The sequence below is a fragment of the Kribbella sp. NPDC050470 genome (genome assembly GCF_044458365.1).
In the GTDB taxonomy this organism is placed as follows: Bacteria; Actinomycetota; Actinomycetes; order Propionibacteriales; family Kribbellaceae; genus Kribbella.
Genome location: NZ_JBITHV010000011.1, coordinates 420,703 through 440,058 on the forward strand (window position 1 = coordinate 420,703; position 19,356 = coordinate 440,058).

Below are 19,356 nucleotides of genomic sequence, written 5' to 3' on the forward strand. Positions count from 1 at the left end.
CTAGGTGAGTTGGATGACCGGAATGGCTGCCGCGCACGCGACAGCGCCCGCTGACACGGTCATCAACCCACCTCCTCGAGACTCCGAAGTCGGGGACAAGTTAGCTGGTCGGGGTGGTTCTGTGCACGTGGTTTTACCAATCCGTCAGCGCAGCCAGTGGGTCGGTGGATGGTGGGGCTGTGGGGGTCCAGGTGTTGTCGATGCGGTGGTAGGGGTGCCAGCGGCCGTGGTGGTCCAGTCGGAGTTGGGTGTTGGCGCCGACGGTGATGCGGTTGTCGCGGATTTCGACGGTGAGCTCGGCGGCGGTGAGCTCGGTGCGGGCGCGGGCCAGCTCTGCCGGGTCCGGGGTCCAGGTGTGTTCGAGCACGTCGAGGCCGGGTGCGCCGCCGTACCTCCAGGCTTGGATGCCCAGAGCAAGTTTCTCGTCGGCGAGCGCGTCGGCGAGCTCGGGGAAGTCGGCGGCCAGGCGTACGCCGTCCTGCCACTCGTCGAGCACCTGCGGCTCCGGCGTCCCGTGCAGCAGCGCGTTGAGCAGCGCCCGCGCTCGCCGAGACGCATCAAGCACCAGCAGTGCCAACGTGCCCGGCGGCATCCCCTGCGGCACCTCGATCCCACTCACCGCCAACTCATCCACCGTCACCTTCCCCGGCAACCCAGGCACCTCAGGCAAAGCACCAACCGACGTGCCAAGCACCTGATCCGGTGACAGCCCCGGCTGCTGGACCTCGGCGGCCGGTGGTTGACTCCGGCTCTGGAGTTGGTTCAGGAGGGATTCTCGGGAGCGGCCGCGGAGGAGGAGTAGGACGAAGGGGTCGGAGTCGAGGAGCCAGGCCGCCTGGTAGGAGAGGCCGGCGGCGTGCTGGCAGGGCAGCTCCCAGCCGTCACACGTGCAGTTGGAGTCGAGATCCCCGATGCCCGGCAGCAGCGGCACCCCGGCATCGGCCGCCGCCTCGACCAGGTCGTGCGGCATCTCGCCGTCCAGCAACGCCGCGATGTGACCGGCGCGTTCGGCGACCTGGTCGAGGAAGCGGCTCCACTCGTCCGCGCTCAACTCGTCGACCGTCACGACGGCTTCATAGGTGTCCTCGGGCGCGTAGACCGTCGCCGCGATCCGCCCCGGGCTGATCGTGATCGTCCCGACCTGCCCGGAGTTCGCGTACCGCCGGCCCTTCCGCAGCTGGTCCGAGTCCAGCGATGTGTCCTCCAGCGCCTGCACCCACGCCCGCGCCCACCACGACCGTCCGCGCGTGCTCCGCCGCTGCGCCTCGAACGGCGGGAACCCTCGTGCCTCAGTCATCGCAGCCCACCTCGCAGCTCGACCAGGTCGGCCAGCTCGGCATCGGACAGCTCGGTCAGCGCAGCCTCGCCACCCGCGAGGACGGCCTCGGCCAGCTCGCGTTTGCTCGCCAGCATGGCCGCGATCCGGTCCTCGATGGTGCCCTCGGCAATCAACCGGTGCACCTGGACCGGCTTGGTCTGACCGATCCGGTACGCCCGGTCGGTCGCCTGGTCCTCGACCGCCGGATTCCACCACCGGTCGTAGTGCACGACGTGATCGGCCCGGGTCAGGTTGAGCCCCGTCCCGGCCGCCTTCAGCGACAGCAGGAACACCGGTACGTCGCCCGCCTGGAACCGCTCGACCATCTCCTCGCGCTTCGGCACCGGCGTCCCGCCGTGCAGCAACTGCGTGCCGATGCCACGGTCGGCCAGATGCCGCTCGAGCAGTCTCGCCATCGCGACGTACTGCGTGAAGACGAGGACGGCGCCGTCCTCCGCCACGATCGTCTCGAGCAGCTCGTCGAGCAGCTCGAGCTTGCCGGAGCGGCCGGTCAGCCGGGCTTCGACGTTCTCCTTCAGGTACTGCGCCGGGTGGTTGCAGATCTGCTTCAGCCCGGTCAGCAGCTTCACGATCAGCCCGCGCCGCGCCATCCGGTCGCTGGCCTGCACCTCGGCCATCAGCTCGCGAACCGTTGCCTCGTACAACACAGCCTGCTCACGGGTGAGCGAGACCGGCTGATCCGTCTCGGTCTTCGGCGGCAGCTCCGGCGCGATGCCCGGGTCGGACTTGCGCCGGCGGAGCAGGAACGGGCGGACGAGCTTGGCCAGCCGCTCGGCGACCTCTTCGTCCTTGTCGGCTTCGATCGGCGTGGCCCACTGGTTCCGGAACGTGCCGAGCCGGCCGAGCAGCCCGGGCGTGGTCCAGTCGAGGATCGCCCACAACTCGGAGAGGTTGTTCTCCACCGGCGTACCGGTCAGAGCCACTCGTGCTTGCGACGGCACCGTCCGCAGCGCCTTCGCCGTACTGGACGATGGATTCTTTACGTGCTGCGCCTCGTCCGCGACGACGAGCGCCCAGGGGTGAGCAGCGAGCCGTACGGCGTCTCGCCGCAAGGTGCCGTACGTCGTCAGCACGAAGCCGTCATCGGCGCCGTCGAGGGACCGAGCCGACCCGTGGAAGCGGCGTACCGGTGTGCCCGGCGCGAAGCGTTGGACCTCGCGCTCCCAGTTGCCGAGCAGCGAGGCCGGGCAGACGACGAGCGTCGGGCCGGCGGTGTCGGGGGAGTTCTGGCGGTGGAGGTGGAGTGAGATGAGGGTGATCGTCTTGCCCAGACCCATGTCGTCGGCGAGGCAGCCGCCGAGGCCGAGCGAAGTCATCCGGGCCAGCCAGCGGAGGCCGCGGAGCTGGTAGTCGCGCAGGGTGGCCCGCAGGTTGTCCGGCGCTTCGATGAGCTCGTCGGCGCGGTCGGGGTCGGCGATCCGGGCGCGGAGCTCCTCGAGCCATTGGGTCGGCTTGACCGCGATCTGGCGGCCGTCGATCTCGGTGCTGCCGGTGAGCGCGGCGCCGAGTGCGTCGATCGCGGTCACCGGTTTGAGGATCCGCTCGCGGGCCTTGCGGGCCAGGTCGGGGTCGATCAGCATCCACTGGTCGCGCAGCCGGACCACCGGGCGGGTCGCCTCGGCCAGCTGGTCCATCTCGGCCGCGGTCAGGGGGTCGTTGCCGAGCGCAACCTGCCAGCTGAAGTCGAGGGTTGCGTCGCCGCCGAAGAATCTCGGGAGATCGCTGGGCGGACCGTCCGACGAGGTGATCGCGGCGCGCGCGGTGAGGGCTCGCCCCAGGCTGCGCGGCCAGTGCAGGTCGACCCCGGCCGCGGCGAGGCGCTGCGCCCCGCCCGCGAGCAGGTCAGCGACCTCTTCGTCGGACAACTCCATCCGATCCGGTACGGCGGAATCCAGCAGCCGGGCCAACGGCGCCCACACCCGCCCGGCCCGCCGAATCGCGAGCGTCGCGTCGATCCGCGCCCGCGGCCCGAACCCGGCGACGTCCTCCGCCCACACGTCATCCGCATCCCGCACCAGCGTCGGATCCTGCAAGCTATGCAGCTGCACAACCGCCCGGAACGCCATCGTCTCCGGCAACTCCACCCGCAACGAGATCCGAACCCCACTGTCCAGCCCGACTGCCACCTCATCAGCCCACGACCGCAGTCGATCGGCTCGCTGAGGCTTGGTGCTGGTGAACAGCTGAGTCTTGTGAGCCTTGGCTGCAGCCGGCGACCGAGGCATCCCATCCGCCACGGCATCCAGAAAACTGCGAACCAACTCCTCAGCCACCGGCAACCGCACCCCAGCAACCCCGCCGGAGCCCGAACCACCGACCTCGCCGGTCGCCGCACCGGCGACACCGCCCGTCGTGGAAGCACCGGCGACACCGCTCGTCGTGGAAGCATCGCCAGTTGCAGCACGGGTGACACCGCCCGTCGGGGACGCACCGGGTTCGGTGGCTGCGGCACCAGCAACCCGGTGGGAGGTGGGAGCGCCGCCTGCGGTCGAGCTGCCGACAGGCGGGCCGGGATGTGGTTCCAGGGGGAGGGATCGGGCAGTAGGAGGCATGGCTTCGGCCAGCGACAGCACGCGGTTGATGTCGGTGGTGTCGAGGGGGCCTACTCGCCAGGCGTCGTGGCCGGTGGGGGAGATGCCGGGGAGGAGCTTGCCTCGGGCGACGAGTTGGAGGGCGATCAGGGCGGCGCCGCCCCAGAAGGCTGCTGAGGGATGGGCGGCGCTGGCTTGGCGACAGCGGCCGAGGACCGGGACGGCTTCCGCTACCGGGAGCTCGATCGCGCGGACCGAGCGCAGCTCGGAGTCGACGACCAGTTGGAGGTGGGTCTGCTCGCCGACACCGAGTGGGAGCTCACCGCCGTCCGGGTCCCAGAAGCACACTCGGCCTTCTCGTGGCGGGTCGGCCGGTTTGAAGACCACCGCACAACCCGCCAGCTCCTGCTGTCCCGCTACCGCCAACCCCAACACCCTCCTAGCTCATGGCACTCCTGACACCGGATCCCGCCGTACCTCAGACCGTGAGCACCTCCGCGTCGGTCGGACCGGCGCCCGGCTGGTCGAACTGGGTGCGGTACAGCTCCTCGTACCGACCGCCCGCAGCCAGCAGATCCGCATGCGTGCCCTGCTCCACGATCTGCCCGGCCTCGATCACGAGGATCTGGTCTGCGGCACGGATCGTGGACAGCCGGTGCGCGATGACCACCGCGGTCCGGCCTTCCAGCGCCTCGGTGAGCGCCGCCTGGACAGCAGCCTCGTTGGTCGAGTCGAGCGCCGCGGTCGCCTCGTCGAGAATCACGACCCGCGGCTGCGCCAGCAGGAGCCGCGCGATCGTCAAGCGCTGCCGCTCACCACCGGACAACCGGTACCCGCGCTCGCCGACGACCGTGTCCAGCTGATCCGGCAACGACCTGATCAGGTCACCCAACCGGGCCCGAGACAGCGCGTCCCACAGCTCGTCCTCGGCTGCCTCCGGCCGTGCGAGCAGCAGGTTCTCCCGGATGCTGTCGTGGAACAGGTGCCCGTCCTGAGTCACCATGCCGAGCGTTTCCCGCAACGACTCCGCGCTCACGTCCCGTACGTCGACGCCTGCCAGCTTCACCGACCCGGAGTCAACGTCGTACAACCGCGGAATGAGCTGAGCGATCGTCGACTTGCCGGCGCCGGACGAGCCGACCAGCGCGACCACCTGACCGGGCTCGGCGCGGAACGATACGTCGTGCAGCACCTCGACACCACCGCGGGTGTCGAGCTTCGCGACCTCCTCGAGCGACGCCAGCGAGACCTTGTCGGCCGACGGGTACGCGAAGCGCACGTGCGAGAACTCGACCGAGACCGGGCCGGCAGGCACCTTCCCGGCGTCCGGCTTGTCCTTGATCAGCGGCTCGAGGTCGAGCACCTCGAAGACCCGCTCGAAGCTGACCAGCGCGGTCATCACCTCGAGTCGCGCACTCGCCAGCGCGGTCAGCGGTGAGTACAGCCGGGTCAGAAGCAGCGCCATCGACACCACGGCGCCCGCGTCCAGTTGGTCGCGCAACGCGTAGAACCCGCCCAGCCCGTAGACCACGGCCAGCGCGAGCGCCGACACCAGCGTCAGCGAGGTCACGAAGACCCACTGCACCATCGCCGTCCGCACGCCGATGTCCCGCACCCGCCGCGCCCGGATCGCGAACTCTGCCGACTCCCGCGCCGGCCGGCCGAACAGCTTGACCAGCGTCGCGCCCGGCGCGGAGAACCGCTCGGTCATCTGCGTGCTCATCGTGGCGTTGTAGTTCGCGGCCTCGCGCTCCAGCGCGGCCAGCCGGTTCCCGATCCGGCGCGCCGGTACGACGAAGATCGGCAGGATCACCAGCGCCAGCAGAGTGATCTGCCACGACACGCGCAGCATCACGACCAGCGTCAGCACCAGCATCACGAGGTTGCTGACCACGCCCGAGAGCGTGTCGCTGAACGCGCGCTGTGCGCCGATCACGTCGTTGTTGAGCCGCGACACCAGCGCACCGGTCCGGGTGCGGGTGAAGAAGGCGATCGGCATCCGCTGGATGTGGTCGAACACCGCGGTGCGCAGGTCGAGGATCAGCCCTTCACCGATCCGCGCGGACAGCCACCGGGTCAGCAGGCCCAGCCCGGCCTCGGCGACGGCGATGATCGCGATCAGGACGGCCAGCCACAGCACCGTGCTGACGGCCTCCCCACCGACGATCGCGTCGACCACCCGCCCAGCCAGCACCGGCGTGGCGACCGCGAGGACCGCCGCGCCGACACTCAGCAGCAGGAACATGACCAGCGCGCGCCGGTGCGGCCGCGCGAACGCGAGGATCCGTTTCAGCGTCGCGCGCGAGAAGGGTCGCTTCTCGTCCTGTCGGTGCATCGCGTGGTACATCGACGTCCACGCGGTCATTTCCATACTCACGGCGAGACTCCGGCAGCTCGGTGGTCGGGGGAGTGCCGATGATCTCGCGGACCACCGACAGTTTCCGACGCTAGAACCTCAATAATCCTTGAGGTCAACTCGGGACCTAACTGGGTACACTGTACGAAGTAACTGTAGCCGGTCCGGGAGAGCCACGCACATGAATACCGAGCACAGCGGCAGCGGCGACCCGGCGAGGAGCCTCGAGCTGCTCTGGCGCCGCCGCCGGCAGCCGACCCGCGGACCCAAGCCGGCGCTCACCGTCGAGGGCATCGTCGAGGCCGCGCTGCGCATAGCCGACGCCGAGGGGATCGGCGGCATGTCGATGCGCCGGGTCGCGGACGAGCTCGGCGTCGGCGCGATGACGCTGTACCGCTACGTCCCGGGCAAGGCCGAGCTCCTCGACGTCATGCTCGACACCGTGTACGGCGAGCTGCCGCGACGCGACGTGGACGGCGACTGGCGCGCCAAGCTCGACGAGGTCGCCCGGGAGAACCGCGAGCTGTACCTGCGTCACCCGTGGCTGCTCCAGGTCGCGATCAGCCGGCCACCGCTCGGCCCGCACGTGATGGCGAAGTACGAGTACGAGTTGTCGGTCGTCGAGGGGATCGGCCTGACCGACATCGAGATGGACGACACGGTCGCCCTGGTCAACGGGTACGTGCATGGCGCCGTACGGACCGCGGTGGAGGCGCGGCAGGTGATCCAGCGGTCGGGGATGACCGACAAGGAGTGGTGGCTGGCGCACGTGCCGCACCTGGACAAGATCGGCGACGCGCAGAAGTTCCCGCTCGCGTCGCGGGTCGGGACCGCGGTCGGGAATGAGTTCGAGGCGCCGTACGACTCCGATCATGCGTTCGAGTACGGTCTGGCGCGGCTCCTGGACGGCGTATCCGCGCTGGTGGAGAACCGGTCTGGGCCGAAAGAGTAATTGTAGTTGTGAGTGAGTACTCACTCAGTTAACCTCGAACGCGTGACACCACGAGCGACCCCACTGCCACCGGACGAGCGACGCGCGGCCATCGTCAAAGCTGCGCTGCCGTTGCTCGAGGAGTTCGGCGTGGAGGTGAGCACCAAGCAGATCGCCGAGGCGGCCGGGATCGCCGAGGGCACCATCTTCCGTGCCTTCGGCAGCAAGGACGCGCTCGTCGACGCGGCGATGGCGACCGCGTTCGACAGCTCCGACCTGATCACCGCGCTGGAGCAGGTCGACCGCTCGCTGCCGTTGCGGGAGCGGATGGTTGCCGCCGTCGAGATCAGCCAGAACCGGCTGCGGAGTGTCTTCAAGCTGTTGTTCGCGCTGCGGATGCGGCGCCCGCCGGAGTTCAAGGGCTCGGCGTTCGACGAGGCTCGCCGCAAACGGCAGTCCGACCTGGCCAACCTGGCCTTCGCCGACCTGCTCCGGCCGGACGCGGACCAGTTGCGCTTCCCGCCCGAGGAGGTGGTCCGCCGGATCGGGCTGATCACCTTCTCGGCAACCCACCCAATGATTTCGGGCGGCACGGTGCTGTCCGCCGAGGAGATCGTCGACTTCGCCCTCGACGGTCTTCGGCAGCGCGACAGCGACCGGCCGGCCGCCCGTGAGGTCGCCGAGCTCGCACTCGACGGCCCTCGCACCAACGACTCTGGGGATGCCTGATGTTATTGCGACTCTTGCGTACGCACCTGCGGCCGTACGCGGGAAACCTGACCATGGTGGTCGTCCTGCAACTGATCGGGACGATCGCCTCCCTCTACCTGCCCAGCCTGAACGCCGACATCATCGACAACGGCGTGGCCAAGGGCGACACCGGCTACATCATGGAGACCGGCGGCTGGATGCTTGCCGTCAGCCTGGTGCAGATCATCTGCACGGTGTTCGCCGTCTACTTCGGCGCCAAGACGGCCGCGCTGCTGGGCCGGGACCTGCGCTCCGCGGTGTTCCACCGGGTCGGGGAGTTCTCCGCCCGTGAGGTGAACCAGTTCGGCGCGCCGACGCTGATCTCCCGCAGCACCAACGACGTCACCCAGATCCAGATGCTGGTGGTGACCACCTGCACGCTGTTGGTGGCCGCGCCGATCACGATGGTCGGCGGCGTGGTGATGGCGGTCCGCGAGGACGTCGGCCTGTCCTGGCTGGTGGCGGTCGCGGTGCCGTTGCTGGCGGCGTCGGTCGGCTTCATCGCCAGCCGGATGGTCCCGCAGTTCCGCCGGATGCAGAAGAACGTCGACGGCGTGAACCGGGTGCTGCGCGAGCAGATCACCGGGATCCGGGTGGTCCGCGCGTTCGTCCGCGAGCCGCACGAGGTGGAGCGGTTCGGCGAGGCGAACGAGAACCTCACCGACACCGCGATCAAGGCCGGCCGGCTGATGGCGCTGGTCTTCCCGGTGGTGATGCTGATCCTGAACCTGTCCAGCATCGCGGTGCTGTGGTTCGGCGCCTCCCGGGTGGAGAACGGGACGATGGAGGTCGGCGCGCTGACCGCGTTCCTGAGCTACCTGATCCAGATCCTGTTCTCGGTGATGATGGCGACGTTCGTGATGATCATGGTGCCGCGCGCCTCGGTGTGCGCGGACCGGATCGGCGAGGTGCTCGACACCGAGTCCTCGGTGCGGCCGCCGGTCACCCCGATCCGGACCTTCACCGGTCGCGGGCAGCTGGTCTTCGAGAACGCCTCGTTCCAGTATCCGGGCGCGGCCGAGCCGGTGCTGCGCGACATCAGCTTCGTCGCCTCGCCGGGCCGGACGACTGCGATCATCGGCAGCACCGGCGCCGGCAAGACCACGCTGCTGTCGCTGGTTCCCCGGTTGTTCGACGCGACCGCGGGCCGGGTCCTGGTGGATGGAATCGATGTCCGCGACATCGAGCCGGAGGCCCTGTGGGAGCGGATCGGCCTGGTGCCGCAACGCCCGTACCTGTTCTCTGGGACCGTCGCCAGCAACCTGCGCTACGGCAACCCGGACGCAGGAGACGAGGAGCTCTGGACGGCGCTGGAGATTGCCCAGGGCAAGGACTTCGTCGAGGCGATGGCGGAGGGGCTGGACGCGCCGATCGCGCAGGGCGGCACGAACGTGTCCGGCGGTCAGCGGCAGCGGCTCGCGATCGCCCGGGCGCTGGTCCGCAAACCGGAAATCTACCTGTTCGACGACTCGTTCTCCGCTCTCGACCTGGCCACCGACGCCCGGTTGCGGGCAGCGCTGCGACCGGTCACGGCCGAGGCATGCGTGGTGATCGTGGCGCAACGCGTGTCGACGATCGTGGACGCCGACCAGATCGTCGTGATCGAGGACGGCGCGATCGTCGGCACCGGCACGCATGACGAGCTGCTCGAGAGCTGCCCGACGTACGTCGAGATCGTCGAGTCCCAGCGATCCGCGGAGGAGGCGGCGTGAAGGAGCGGAGCGAGTTCACCATTGAGCACAGTGCGCCTCGAGCCTCATCGGCGCCCGGAGCGAAGCGAGGACGTCGATGAGCGAGGAGAAGACGACACCGCCGTCTCCCAATGGGCAGGGGCCGGCCACGGTGAAGGCGACCGAGCGGCCGACGACCGGGCGGGCGTTCGGGCCGCCCGGCGGGATCCCGGGGGACAAGTCGCTGGACTTCCTGCCGTCGGCGAAGCGGCTGCTGGCCCGGCTGCGCCCGCACCGGACCCAGGTGTTCGGCGTCATCCTGCTCGCGATCGGCAGCGTCACGCTGTCGGTGCTCGGCCCGAAGATCCTCGGCCGGGCGACCGACATCATCTTCGCCGGCGCGATCGGCAAGGGGCTGCCGAGCGGAATGAGCAAGGAGCAGGTGATCGAGCAGACCCGGGCCTCCGGCAACGGCCGGCTCGCCGACCTGCTGCAGGGGATCGACCTGATCCCCGGCGTCGGCATCGACTTCGATGCCCTGCGCAATGTCCTGCTGCTGGTGCTGTGCCTGTACGCCGGGTCGTTCGTGCTGTCCTGGATGCAGGGCTACATCCTGAACGGGATCGTCCAGCGCACCATCTTCGACCTGCGATCCGAGGTGGAGGACAAGCTCAACCGGCTGCCGCTGAGCTACTTCGACGGCGCGCCGCGCGGTGAGCTGCTGAGCCGGGTGACCAACGACATCGACAACATCTCGACCAGCCTGCAGCAGACGTTGAGCCAGCTCCTCACCTCGCTGCTGACGGTGATCGGCGTGGTGACGATGATGTTCGTGGTCTCGCCGCTGCTGGCGCTGATCGCGCTCGTCACGATCCCGATCTCGATGATCGTGACCGCGGCGATCGCGAAGCGGTCGCAGACCCGGTTCGTGGCGCAGTGGCGGCACACCGGCGCGCTGAACGGCCAGATCGAGGAGGCGTTCACCGGGCACGAGCTGGTCAAGGTGTTCGGCCGGCAGAAGGAGATCGAGGCGGACTTCGCGAAGAAGAACGAGGAGCTGTACCAGGCCGCGTTCGGCGCGCAGTTCATCTCCGGCCTGATCATGCCGCTGATGATGTTCATCGGGAACCTGAACTACGTGGTGATCGCGGTGGTCGGCGGTCTGCGGGTCGCCTCCGGCACGATGTCGCTGGGCGACGTCCAGGCGTTCATCCAGTACTCGCGCCAGTTCACCCAGCCGCTCACCCAGGTGGCCTCGATGGCGAACCTCCTGCAGTCCGGGGTGGCGTCGGCCGAGCGGGTCTTCGAGGTGCTGGACGCGAAGGAGCAGGTGCCGGACGACGAGACGCCGGAGAAGGTCACCGACGCCCGTGGCCGGGTCGAGTTCGAGCACGTCTCGTTCTCGTACGACCCGGACAAGCCGCTGATCACCGACCTGAGCCTGGTCGCCGAACCCGGCCAGACGGTTGCGATCGTCGGCCCGACCGGGGCCGGCAAGACCACGCTGGTCAACCTGATCATGCGGTTCTACGAGCTGAACGGCGGCCGGATCACGCTGGACGGCGTCGACATCACCGAGCTGACCCGGTACGACCTGCGGTCGCGGATCGGCATGGTGCTGCAGGACACCTGGCTGTTCGGTGGCACGATCCGGGACAACCTGCTGTACGGCAACCTGAACGCGACCGAGGAGGACATGCTCGCTGCGGCCAAGGCGACGTACGTCGACCGGTTCGTCCACAGCCTGCCGGACGGGTACGACACGGTGATCGACGAGGAGGGCAGCAACGTCAGCGCCGGTGAGAAGCAGCTGCTGACCATCGCCAGGGCGTTCCTGGCCGACCCGCAGCTGCTGATCCTGGACGAGGCGACCAGCTCGGTCGACACCCGCACCGAGGTGCTGGTGCAACGGGCGATGGCCGCCCTGCGCTCAGATCGGACCAGCTTCGTGATCGCCCACCGCCTGTCCACGATCCGCGACGCGGACCTGATCCTGGTCATGGAGGACGGCGCGATCGTCGAGCAGGGCAACCATCAGGAGCTCCTCACAGTGGACGGCGCCTACGCCCGCCTCTACAACGCGCAGTTCAGCGGAGCGGTCGTCGACATCGACCAGGAAGCCCCCGCGCCCGCCGCCCCACCCGGCGGCGCAGTCCGGGTCTGATGGCTGAAGGGGGTGCCACCGAGTGGCACCCCCTTCGGCTTACTTCGGGACGACGAGGTGGGGCTTCAGGGCGATCAGGATGCCGAGGGTGGCGTAGCCGATCAGCAGGTGCGTACCGCCTACCCAGCGGGAGGCCTGGTCGCCGAAGAGGATCATGGACGGGACCGTCACGACCGCCCAGCTCTCGGCGATCAGGGGCCACCACCGGAGTACGCCGCGCCAGCGGCCGGCGAAGGCGATCTTCACGGCGATCACCGCCATTCCGAGCATCGAGAGCGGCCAGCAGATGTCCAGCGGCACCAGCCAGGCCGCGTCCTGGTGCGGCTCGGGCAGCACCCCGTGGAGCAGCGACCAGACGCTCGCGATCCCGAGGATGACGGCCTCAACCTTGAGCAGGACGAGTGAGCGGCCGGTGGCGCGCGTTTTGAACTGGATCGCCAGCAGGCAGAACACGCCGAGCTGGAACGCCAGCCCGGTCAGGTCCCCGATCCGCTCGGGCACCCCGTCGTTCACCGTGGTGAACGCGAAGATGCTCGCGGCCCACGTCAGCGTCCCCGCGGTCAGTCCCAGACCCAGTCGCCGGATCGACCGTTCTGCTGGGCCGGTGGTCGAGCGCAGCGTCGGTGCTACGTCGGTGCGAGCCCTGGCAGGCGTGGTAGTCATTGCAGTTCCTCCCCCTGAGGTTTGTCTTGCCAACGAGTCTTCGGGGCCGGCCGACCCGGGAGGCAGGGCCTGCGGTCCCCGGCGGTGTCCCGAGTCGGGACGGGACAGCTGACCCGCGACGGCGGGACACACTCTGGGTGACAATGCAGCGGTGGGGGAGGACACACGGAGGGGATGGGGGCCGGCTGTACTCGGGGCAGCCGCGCTTCTGCTGGTCGCTGCCACGGTGGCGCTCGACCTCCGGAACGCCGATCCTCCGCCCGCGGCCGAGCTGGACGCGGGCTGGACCGCCGCCCTGTCCGGGCTCGCGCAGCTCATACCCGGTCTGTTGCTCCTGCAGCGTCTCCCGCGGCACCCGATCGCCTGGATCCTGACCGGCTCCGGCCTGTTGTGGATCATCGACGGGTTCGCCTCGAGCTGGGCGACGTACGCGATCTACACGTCTCCAGGGCTGCCCGGCGCGTCGGCGGCGTACTGGTTCTACTCGCGCTTCGGTGCGTTCCTGCTGCTTGGGTTGCCGTTGCTGATCCTGCTCTTCCCGGATGGAAGGCTGCCCACCGCTCGGCTCTGGCGGTGGCTGTCGATCGTCAGCCTCGCGCTGACCGTGCTGCTCCCGCTTCTGCTGCTGGTCGCGCCCATGGAGACCTTGGAGCGCTACCACAACGCCGCGCTACCGCCCGAAATCACCCAGCTGTCACTGGACCCGTTCAGCATCGACCTGCCGTACGGTGTCTGGGAGCCGCTGCTGCAGGTCGCCTACACGGCCGTGCTCGTGAGTCTCGTCGTACCGTTCGCCGTGACCGTGCACCGCTACCGGGCGGCCGCGCGGGAGCGGCGGGCGCAGATCCGCTGGCTGATGTGGGCCGCGCTGGTCGACATGATCGTGCTGCTCGTCCCGTTCGAGAACCCGCCCGCGGTCCCGGCGATCATGTTCGGCCTGGCGATCGCGCTCACCTCGGCCGCGATCGTCGTCGCGGTCACCAAGCACCGCCTGTACGACGTGGATCGGTTGCTCTCGGCGACGTTCCTGTACGGCGTCCTCGCGGTGCTCGTGGTCGGCGTCGACCTGGCTGTGTTCGCGATCGCCGGTGGGGTCCTCGGCGAGCGGGATGCCGCCCTGGTCGCAATCGCGGTCGTTGCCGTGGTCTATGCACCGCTGCGGAGCCGGCTCTGGCGATGGGTACGGCGCCTCGTCCGGGGCTCACGCGATGACCCGTACGCCACGATGTCCACGCTGGCCGAGCGGCTGGAGTCGGCCGCCGACCCGGACGAGCAGCTCCGCGCGGTCGCCCGCACGCTGGCCGAGGCGTTCCGGCTGCCGTACGTCCGCGTGGAGATCGAAGGGTTCGCCATCGTGGAGCACGGACGGGAGTCGGAACCGCTGCACGCGCTGCCGGTCGGTTATCGCGGTGAGCCGGTCGGGCGGCTGGTGTTCTCTCCCGGCGGCGGTACGGCGTTGTCCGAGCGGGACCAACGACTGCTCGGTGATCTGGTCAGGCAGGCGGCCGCGGCGGCGCGAGCCAGTGAGTTGAGCACCGAGCTCCAGCAGAGCCGGAGTCGCCTGGTCGCCGCCCGCGAGGAGGAACGCCGCCGGCTGCGCCGCGATCTGCACGACAGCCTGGGGCCGAGCCTCGGCGCGGTCGCGCTGCGGATCGAGACCGCCCGCAACCTGGCGAAGTCCGCGCCGGAGGAGGCCGATCGGATGCTCGACCAGGCGACGACCGAGGTTGCGGCCGCGTTGGCCGACGTACGGCGGCTGGTCTACGACCTGCGTCCGCCGTCGTTGGACGAGCTCGGGCTGGTACGCGCGATCGAGCAGCAGGCAGAGCGCTTCCGGCTCGGCGGGTTGGCTGTGTCGGTCGACGCGGATGCGCTCGGCCCGTTGCCGGCCGGCGTCGAGGTGGCGGCGTACCGGATCGCCTCGGAGGCGTTGACGAACGTTGCCCGCCACGCCGAAGCGAGCCGGTGTGACATCACGCTGCGGGTGGACGGGACGGCGTTGGAGTTGTCGGTGAGCGATGACGGAGTCGGGATCGGTGCGGAGGTGGCGGCGGGCGTGGGGATGCTGTCGGTGCGGGAACGGGCCGCCGAGCTCGGCGGAGTCTGCAGCGTCACGTGCCCGGCGAGTGGTGGCACCGTCGTCCAGGTGACCTTGCCGTTGGACGCCGTACCGGAGGTCGTCCATGGCTGAGCCGGTGCGGGTGCTGCTGGCCGACGACCATCCCGTCTACCGCGACGGGCTGGCCGCGTTGCTCGGCTCGCTGGACGGCGTCGAGGTCGTCGGTACGGCGGCCGACGGCGTGGAGGCCGTGGATCGGGCGCGCGAGCTGCAGCCCGATGTCGTGGTGATGGACGTGCAGATGCCGCGGCTGGACGGGATCGAGGCGACCCGTGCCATCACGGCGGACAGTCCGCACATCGGCATCGTCGTACTCACGATGGCCGAGGAGGACCAGACCCTGTTCGCCGCCATGCGCGCCGGGGCCCGCGGCTACTTGCTGAAGGGCGCGAACCAGGCCGAGATCGTCCGCGCGATCACCGCGGTCGCGCAGGGCGAGGCGATTTTCGGCCCGGCCATCGCCCGCCGGGTCGCCGAGTTCTTCTCGGCCGCCCCGGCCGCGACGCCCGGCAGTCCGTTCCCGCAGCTGACCGCACGCGAGCATGAGATCCTCGCCCTCGTCGCGGCCGGCCGCTCCAACGCTCAGATCGCCGCCGAGCTCTACCTGTCGCCGAAGACGGTCCGCAACAACGTGTCGAACATCTTCGCCAAACTGCACGTCGCCGACCGCGCCGAGGCCATCATCCGGGCCCGCGACGCTGGACTGGGTCACTGAAGGGTTGCTGACGACAACCTTAGGTGCGAGCTGCGTCACAAGCCGGCCCGGCGATGTCACACCGGGCCGCCGTTTTCCCTCTCAGGACGCGTCAACTGAGAGAAGGGAAGCGAAATGATGACGGTGGTGCGTACACCTGAAGAGCGGTTCGCGGAATTGCCGGACTACCCGTTCGAGCCGCACTACGCAGAGGTGAGGCTCGGCAATGGGTCCGGCGACGTGGTGCGGATGCATTACGTCGACGAGCGCCCGAGCGATCCGGCAGAGGCATCGGGCGAGACCGTGGTGCTGCTGCACGGCAACCCGTCGTGGAGCTACCTGTACCGGCACGTCATCCCGCCCCTGGTCGCGGCCGGGCATCGCTGTGTAGCCGTCGACCTGATCGGCTTCGGCAAGTCGGACAAGGTGGTCGACCGGTTCGCCTACACCTACGCGAACCACGTCCGCTGGCTGCGCGAGGCCCTGTTCGACCACCTCGGGCTGCGAGACGTGACCCTGGTGTGCCACGACTGGGGCGGGACGCTCGGACTGCTCCTGCTCGCGCAGAACCCGACCCGCTTCCGTCGTGTGGTCGCGTCGAACACCGGTCTCCGGGCCGGCGGCGGCGACCTCGGCCCGGGCTGGCGGTCCGTCGCCGAGTGGCTGCAGTACACCCAGCGCACCAGGGACTTGCAGCCGGGCCTGATCGTCGACGGCTTCGCGCAGACCGCGCTGGCACCGGCCGTGCGGGCGGCGTACGACGCGCCGTACCCGGGCGACGAGTACCTGCACGGCGTACGCCGGTTCGCCGTACTCATCCCGATCACGGCCCAGGACGAATCGAACTCGCTGATCGTGGACGCGTGGAAGGTGCTGGAGAAGCTGCGGACACCGTTCCTGTGCGCCTTCAGCGCGCAGGACCACGTGAGCCGCGGCAACCATGAAGCGTTGTCCGGCCGCATCCCAGGGGCGCAGGGCCAGCCGCACGTCGCCATCCCGAACGCCGCGCACTTCGTGCAGGAAGACCGGCCGGCCGAGTTCGCCGCGGCCATCACCTCGTTCATCGCGGCTACTCGGTGAGTTTTTGACTGAGCAGTCAAGAATGGGTTAGCGTCGGGCCATGGCCAGACCTCGGAAGTTCAGTGACAGTGCCGTCCTCGACGCGGCGATGGACGTGTTCTGGGAGAAGGGGTACGAAGCGACCACGACCCAGGACCTGTGTGAGCGCACCGGGTTGCAGCGGGGGAGTCTCTACAACGCCTACGCGAGCAAGCACGCGATCTACGAAGAGGCGATCAAGCGGTACGCCGCCACGCGCGCAGCACAGCAGCTGGACGAGCTGGCGCCCACCGACGGCTCGGTTCGCGACCGGCTGCGGAGCCTGATGCTCAGCATGGTCGAGCTCGACCTGAACGATCCCGGTCGGCGTGGCTGCCTCGCCCTCAACGCCGCGACCGAGACCAGCGGCCGGACCGGCGAGGTCGCCGGGCTGGTCCATCGACAGTTCAAGGACCTCGAGGAGGCACTTGTCGCCCTGATCACGATCGGGCAGGAGTCCGGTGAGCTGTCGGCGGACCGGTCGCCGACGCAGGTCGCTCGCATGTTCCAGAGCGCGTACTACGGCCTGCGCGTGCTGGCCAAGGTCACCGACGACCGGCAGGCGCTGCTCGACGTGGTCGACGGCACCGTCGCAGCGCTCTGATGCGCGGCCCGCTGCCGGCACTGCTGGTCTGCGTCTTCGGCGTCACCACCGGCGAGTTCGTCCTGGCCGGGATCCTGCCCGCGGTCGCCGACGACCTGGCGGTGTCGATCCCCGCCGCCGGCTTGCTCGTGACGGCGTACGCGCTCGGCATGATCGTCGGGGGACCGTTGCTCACGGCCCTCACTGCAGGTCGGCCACGCAAGCCGGTGGTGCTCGCCCTGCTGGCCGTCGCGGTCGCCGGCAACCTGCTCTCGGCGCTCGCTCCCGGGTACGGCGTCCTGTTCGCGGCGCGGATCGTGACCGCGCTGGTCACCTCGACCTTCTTCGCCAACGCCATCGTGATCGCCGTCTCCGCCGCACCCCCGGAGAAGCAAGGCACCACAGTCGCGAAGCTTGCCTTCGGCATGAACCTGGCCATGATCCTCGGTGCGCCGCTCGGCACGTGGATCGGTGCCGCCTTCGGCTGGCGAGCCACCTTCGGAGGGATCACTCTCGTCTGCGCGGTCGGCCTGTTGCTGGTCAGCAGGCTCGTGCCGTCGGATCAGCCCGGGACGCGAGGTGGTGCACTCACCGAGCTCGCTGCCTTCCGCCACCGCGATCTGCAGTTGGCGATCGCGGTGACCGCGGTTGCCAACATCGGGCTCTTGATGGTGTTCACCTACCTCTCGCCGCTGCTGACCGAGGTCAGCTCGTTCGGCGCCGGCGCGATCGCTCCCATGCTGCTGCTGTACGGCGTCGGCGCCACGGTCGGCAACCTGGTCGGCGGCTGGCTGGCCGATCGTGCTCTGCTGCCGTCACAACTCGGTGCCTTGACCGTGCTCGTCGCGATCTTCCTCGGGCTGTGGATGACCACCGGCACGACGATGACGGCGGTCCTGGTCTTCGCCGCGGGGGCGGTCGGCTTCTCCGTGATCCCGGGCATGCAGACACGCGTCCTCGCCACCGCAGTCGCGGCGCCGACGCTGGCGATTGCCGTCAACGCCTCGGCGTACCAGGTCGCGGCCGCCTTCGCCGGGTGGCTCGGCGGACGCGTGATCGGCGGGCCAGGGCTGTCGACGGTCTACCTCGCCGCGGCGCTGACCACGGTGCTGGGCATCGGCCTGTCCGCGCTGGCCTGGACTCGCGCGAAGGCGGGTTAGCCGCGGGCGAGGCGTCGTACGGCGAGCTCGGCCAGCAGGGCGGACGCGTCCGGGAGGATCGAGTCGTCGAAGTCGGCCAGCGGCGAGTGGTTGTCGGGAGCGGCGTCCGGGTCGGCGGACCGGCAGGCGCTGATGTTGAGGTAGACGCCGGGGACCTCTTGCAGGACGTACGACATGTCCTCGGCGCCGCACCGCGGATTGGGACGCTCGCGGAACCGGTCGGCGCCGAAGAGGTCGACGATCGTGCTCCGGGCGAACTCGTACTCCGCGGCGTTGTTGACCGTCACCGGGTAGCCGAGCTGGTACTTCACCTCGGCTGTCAGCCCGTGCGCGGCCGCCATCCCCTCGACCAGCTGGGTCGCGGCTTGCTGGACCTTGGTCCGGGCCGCCTCGGAGAAGGTCCGGACCGTCGCGTCGAAGAACGCGTCGTCCGGGATGATGTTCTCCTTCGTCCCGCCCGCGATCCGCCCGACGGTGAGCACGACCGGGTCGAACACGTCGAACTGCCGCGTCACCATGGCCTGCAAGGCGCCGACGATCTCGCAGAGCACCGGGATCGGGTCCTTGCCGCGGTACGGCGTCGCGCCGTGCGTGCCGGCGCCGACGACGCGGACGTGCAACTGGTCGGCCGCGGCCATGAACGGGCCGGGCCTGCTGCTCCACATCCCCAGCGGCTGGTTGGCGGACCCGACATGCAGCCCGTACGCCGCGTCCGCACGCCGTCCGGCCGCGTCGAGGACACCTTCGCGGATCATGATCGGCGCGCCGCCGCTGGTCTCTTCACCAGGCTGGAACATGAACACGACGTCGCCGGGGAGCTCGTCCTTCAACGCGGACAGTATCTTCGCCGCGCCGACCAGGCCGGCAACGTGCAGGTCGTGGCCGCAGGCATGCATCATCCCGGGGTGCTGGGAGATGTACGGAACGGCGGTCCGCTCGGTGACCGGGAGCGCGTCCATGTCGCCTCGCAGCAGCACCACCGGCCCTGGCCCACCTCCGCCGCGCAGCACGGCCGTCACCGAGGACAGCTCCTTGCCGAGAGTGATCTCGAGCGGCAGGCCCTCGAGCGCGTTCAGGACCAGCTGCTGCGTCTTGGGCAGGTCGAGGTCGTACTCCGGGACCTGATGCAGGGCACGACGCAACTCGACGATCTCACCGCGGAACTGCTCGGCGAGCTGGCGCCTGGTCATGGGGCCTCCCGGCCTGGACTGAGGAACGGAGGGAGCGAAGCGACCGGAGAGACGAGGGAAGGCCGGGAGTTCCAGCCCCATGACCCGCCGCGACGGAGTCGCGGCATC

14 protein-coding genes are annotated in these 19,356 nt (G+C 69.6%); 9 read left to right on the forward strand and 5 right to left on the reverse strand.

Annotation, left to right across the window (positions count from 1 at the left end):
• Positions 1–133 precede the first annotated feature (133 nt).
• The 3 genes from ACIBGM_RS33400 to ACIBGM_RS33410 are packed head-to-tail and all read right to left on the reverse strand — an operon-like array spanning position 134 to position 6,235.
• Entirely contained in the window at positions 134–1,297 is a 1,164-nt protein-coding gene (locus ACIBGM_RS33400; protein WP_360519916.1) for a hypothetical protein, read from the reverse strand.
• Entirely contained in the window at positions 1,294–4,305 is a 3,012-nt protein-coding gene (locus ACIBGM_RS33405) for a DEAD/DEAH box helicase (protein WP_396387793.1), read from the reverse strand. The genes ACIBGM_RS33400 and ACIBGM_RS33405 overlap by 4 nt, the downstream gene beginning before the upstream one ends.
• A 43-nt stretch (positions 4,306–4,348) precedes the next feature.
• Complete coding sequence (locus tag ACIBGM_RS33410; protein WP_396387816.1) at positions 4,349–6,235, reverse strand: ABC transporter ATP-binding protein; 1,887 nt, start codon at positions 6,233–6,235, stop codon at positions 4,349–4,351.
• Positions 6,236–6,407: 172 nt separating this feature from the next.
• Here ACIBGM_RS33410 and ACIBGM_RS33415 point away from each other — a divergent pair, with 172 nt between their 5' ends.
• The 4 genes from ACIBGM_RS33415 to ACIBGM_RS33430 all read left to right on the forward strand — a co-directional run bounded on the left by ACIBGM_RS33415 (position 6,408) and on the right by ACIBGM_RS33430 (position 11,741).
• Positions 6,408–7,178, forward strand: a complete 771-nt coding sequence (locus ACIBGM_RS33415) for a TetR/AcrR family transcriptional regulator (protein WP_396387794.1) — start codon at positions 6,408–6,410, stop codon at positions 7,176–7,178.
• Between the two features lie 42 nt (positions 7,179–7,220).
• A complete protein-coding gene (locus ACIBGM_RS33420; protein ID WP_360519922.1) occupies positions 7,221–7,886 on the forward strand; it encodes a helix-turn-helix domain-containing protein in 666 nt (221 codons plus the stop codon).
• Entirely contained in the window at positions 7,886–9,619 is a 1,734-nt protein-coding gene (locus tag ACIBGM_RS33425) for an ABC transporter ATP-binding protein (protein WP_396387795.1), read from the forward strand. The genes ACIBGM_RS33420 and ACIBGM_RS33425 overlap by 1 nt, the downstream gene beginning before the upstream one ends.
• Positions 9,620–9,695: 76 nt before the next feature.
• Positions 9,696–11,741 carry an ABC transporter ATP-binding protein gene (locus ACIBGM_RS33430; protein WP_360519926.1) on the forward strand — a complete coding sequence of 682 codons (2,046 nt, stop codon included), beginning with the start codon at positions 9,696–9,698 and terminating at the stop codon, positions 11,739–11,741.
• 39 nt (positions 11,742–11,780) lie between these two features.
• Here ACIBGM_RS33430 and ACIBGM_RS33435 read toward each other — a convergent pair whose 3' ends face one another.
• Positions 11,781–12,404, reverse strand: coding sequence for a hypothetical protein (locus tag ACIBGM_RS33435; protein ID WP_360519928.1), 624 nt, complete (start codon positions 12,402–12,404; stop codon positions 11,781–11,783).
• 151 nt (positions 12,405–12,555) lie between these two features.
• Between ACIBGM_RS33435 and ACIBGM_RS33440 the strand changes: the two genes are divergently transcribed.
• The 5 genes from ACIBGM_RS33440 to ACIBGM_RS33460 all read left to right on the forward strand — a co-directional run bounded on the left by ACIBGM_RS33440 (position 12,556) and on the right by ACIBGM_RS33460 (position 18,058).
• The gene (locus ACIBGM_RS33440; protein ID WP_396387796.1) at positions 12,556–14,595 is read left to right on the forward strand and encodes a sensor histidine kinase; all 2,040 of its coding nucleotides are present in this window, start codon (positions 12,556–12,558) and stop codon (positions 14,593–14,595) included.
• Complete coding sequence (locus tag ACIBGM_RS33445) at positions 14,588–15,238, forward strand: response regulator transcription factor (RefSeq protein ID WP_360519932.1); 651 nt, start codon at positions 14,588–14,590, stop codon at positions 15,236–15,238. The genes ACIBGM_RS33440 and ACIBGM_RS33445 overlap by 8 nt, the downstream gene beginning before the upstream one ends.
• Positions 15,239–15,364: 126 nt before the next feature.
• Positions 15,365–16,297: a haloalkane dehalogenase gene (locus tag ACIBGM_RS33450; RefSeq protein WP_396387797.1), complete on the forward strand. Its 933-nt coding sequence runs from the start codon at positions 15,365–15,367 to the stop codon at positions 16,295–16,297.
• Between the two features lie 40 nt (positions 16,298–16,337).
• Entirely contained in the window at positions 16,338–16,919 is a 582-nt protein-coding gene (locus tag ACIBGM_RS33455; protein ID WP_396387798.1) for a TetR/AcrR family transcriptional regulator, read from the forward strand.
• Positions 16,919–18,058, forward strand: coding sequence for an MFS transporter (locus ACIBGM_RS33460; protein ID WP_360519938.1), 1,140 nt, complete (start codon positions 16,919–16,921; stop codon positions 18,056–18,058). Before ACIBGM_RS33455 ends, ACIBGM_RS33460 begins: the two co-directional genes overlap by 1 nt.
• Here the strand turns inward: ACIBGM_RS33460 and ACIBGM_RS33465 are convergent.
• On the reverse strand, positions 18,055–19,248 hold the full coding sequence (locus tag ACIBGM_RS33465; RefSeq protein WP_396387799.1) for a M20 family metallopeptidase: 1,194 nt from the start codon (positions 19,246–19,248) through the stop codon (positions 18,055–18,057). The two genes, ACIBGM_RS33460 and ACIBGM_RS33465, sit on opposite strands and share 4 nt — an antisense overlap.
• Positions 19,249–19,356: the final 108 nt, after the last annotated feature.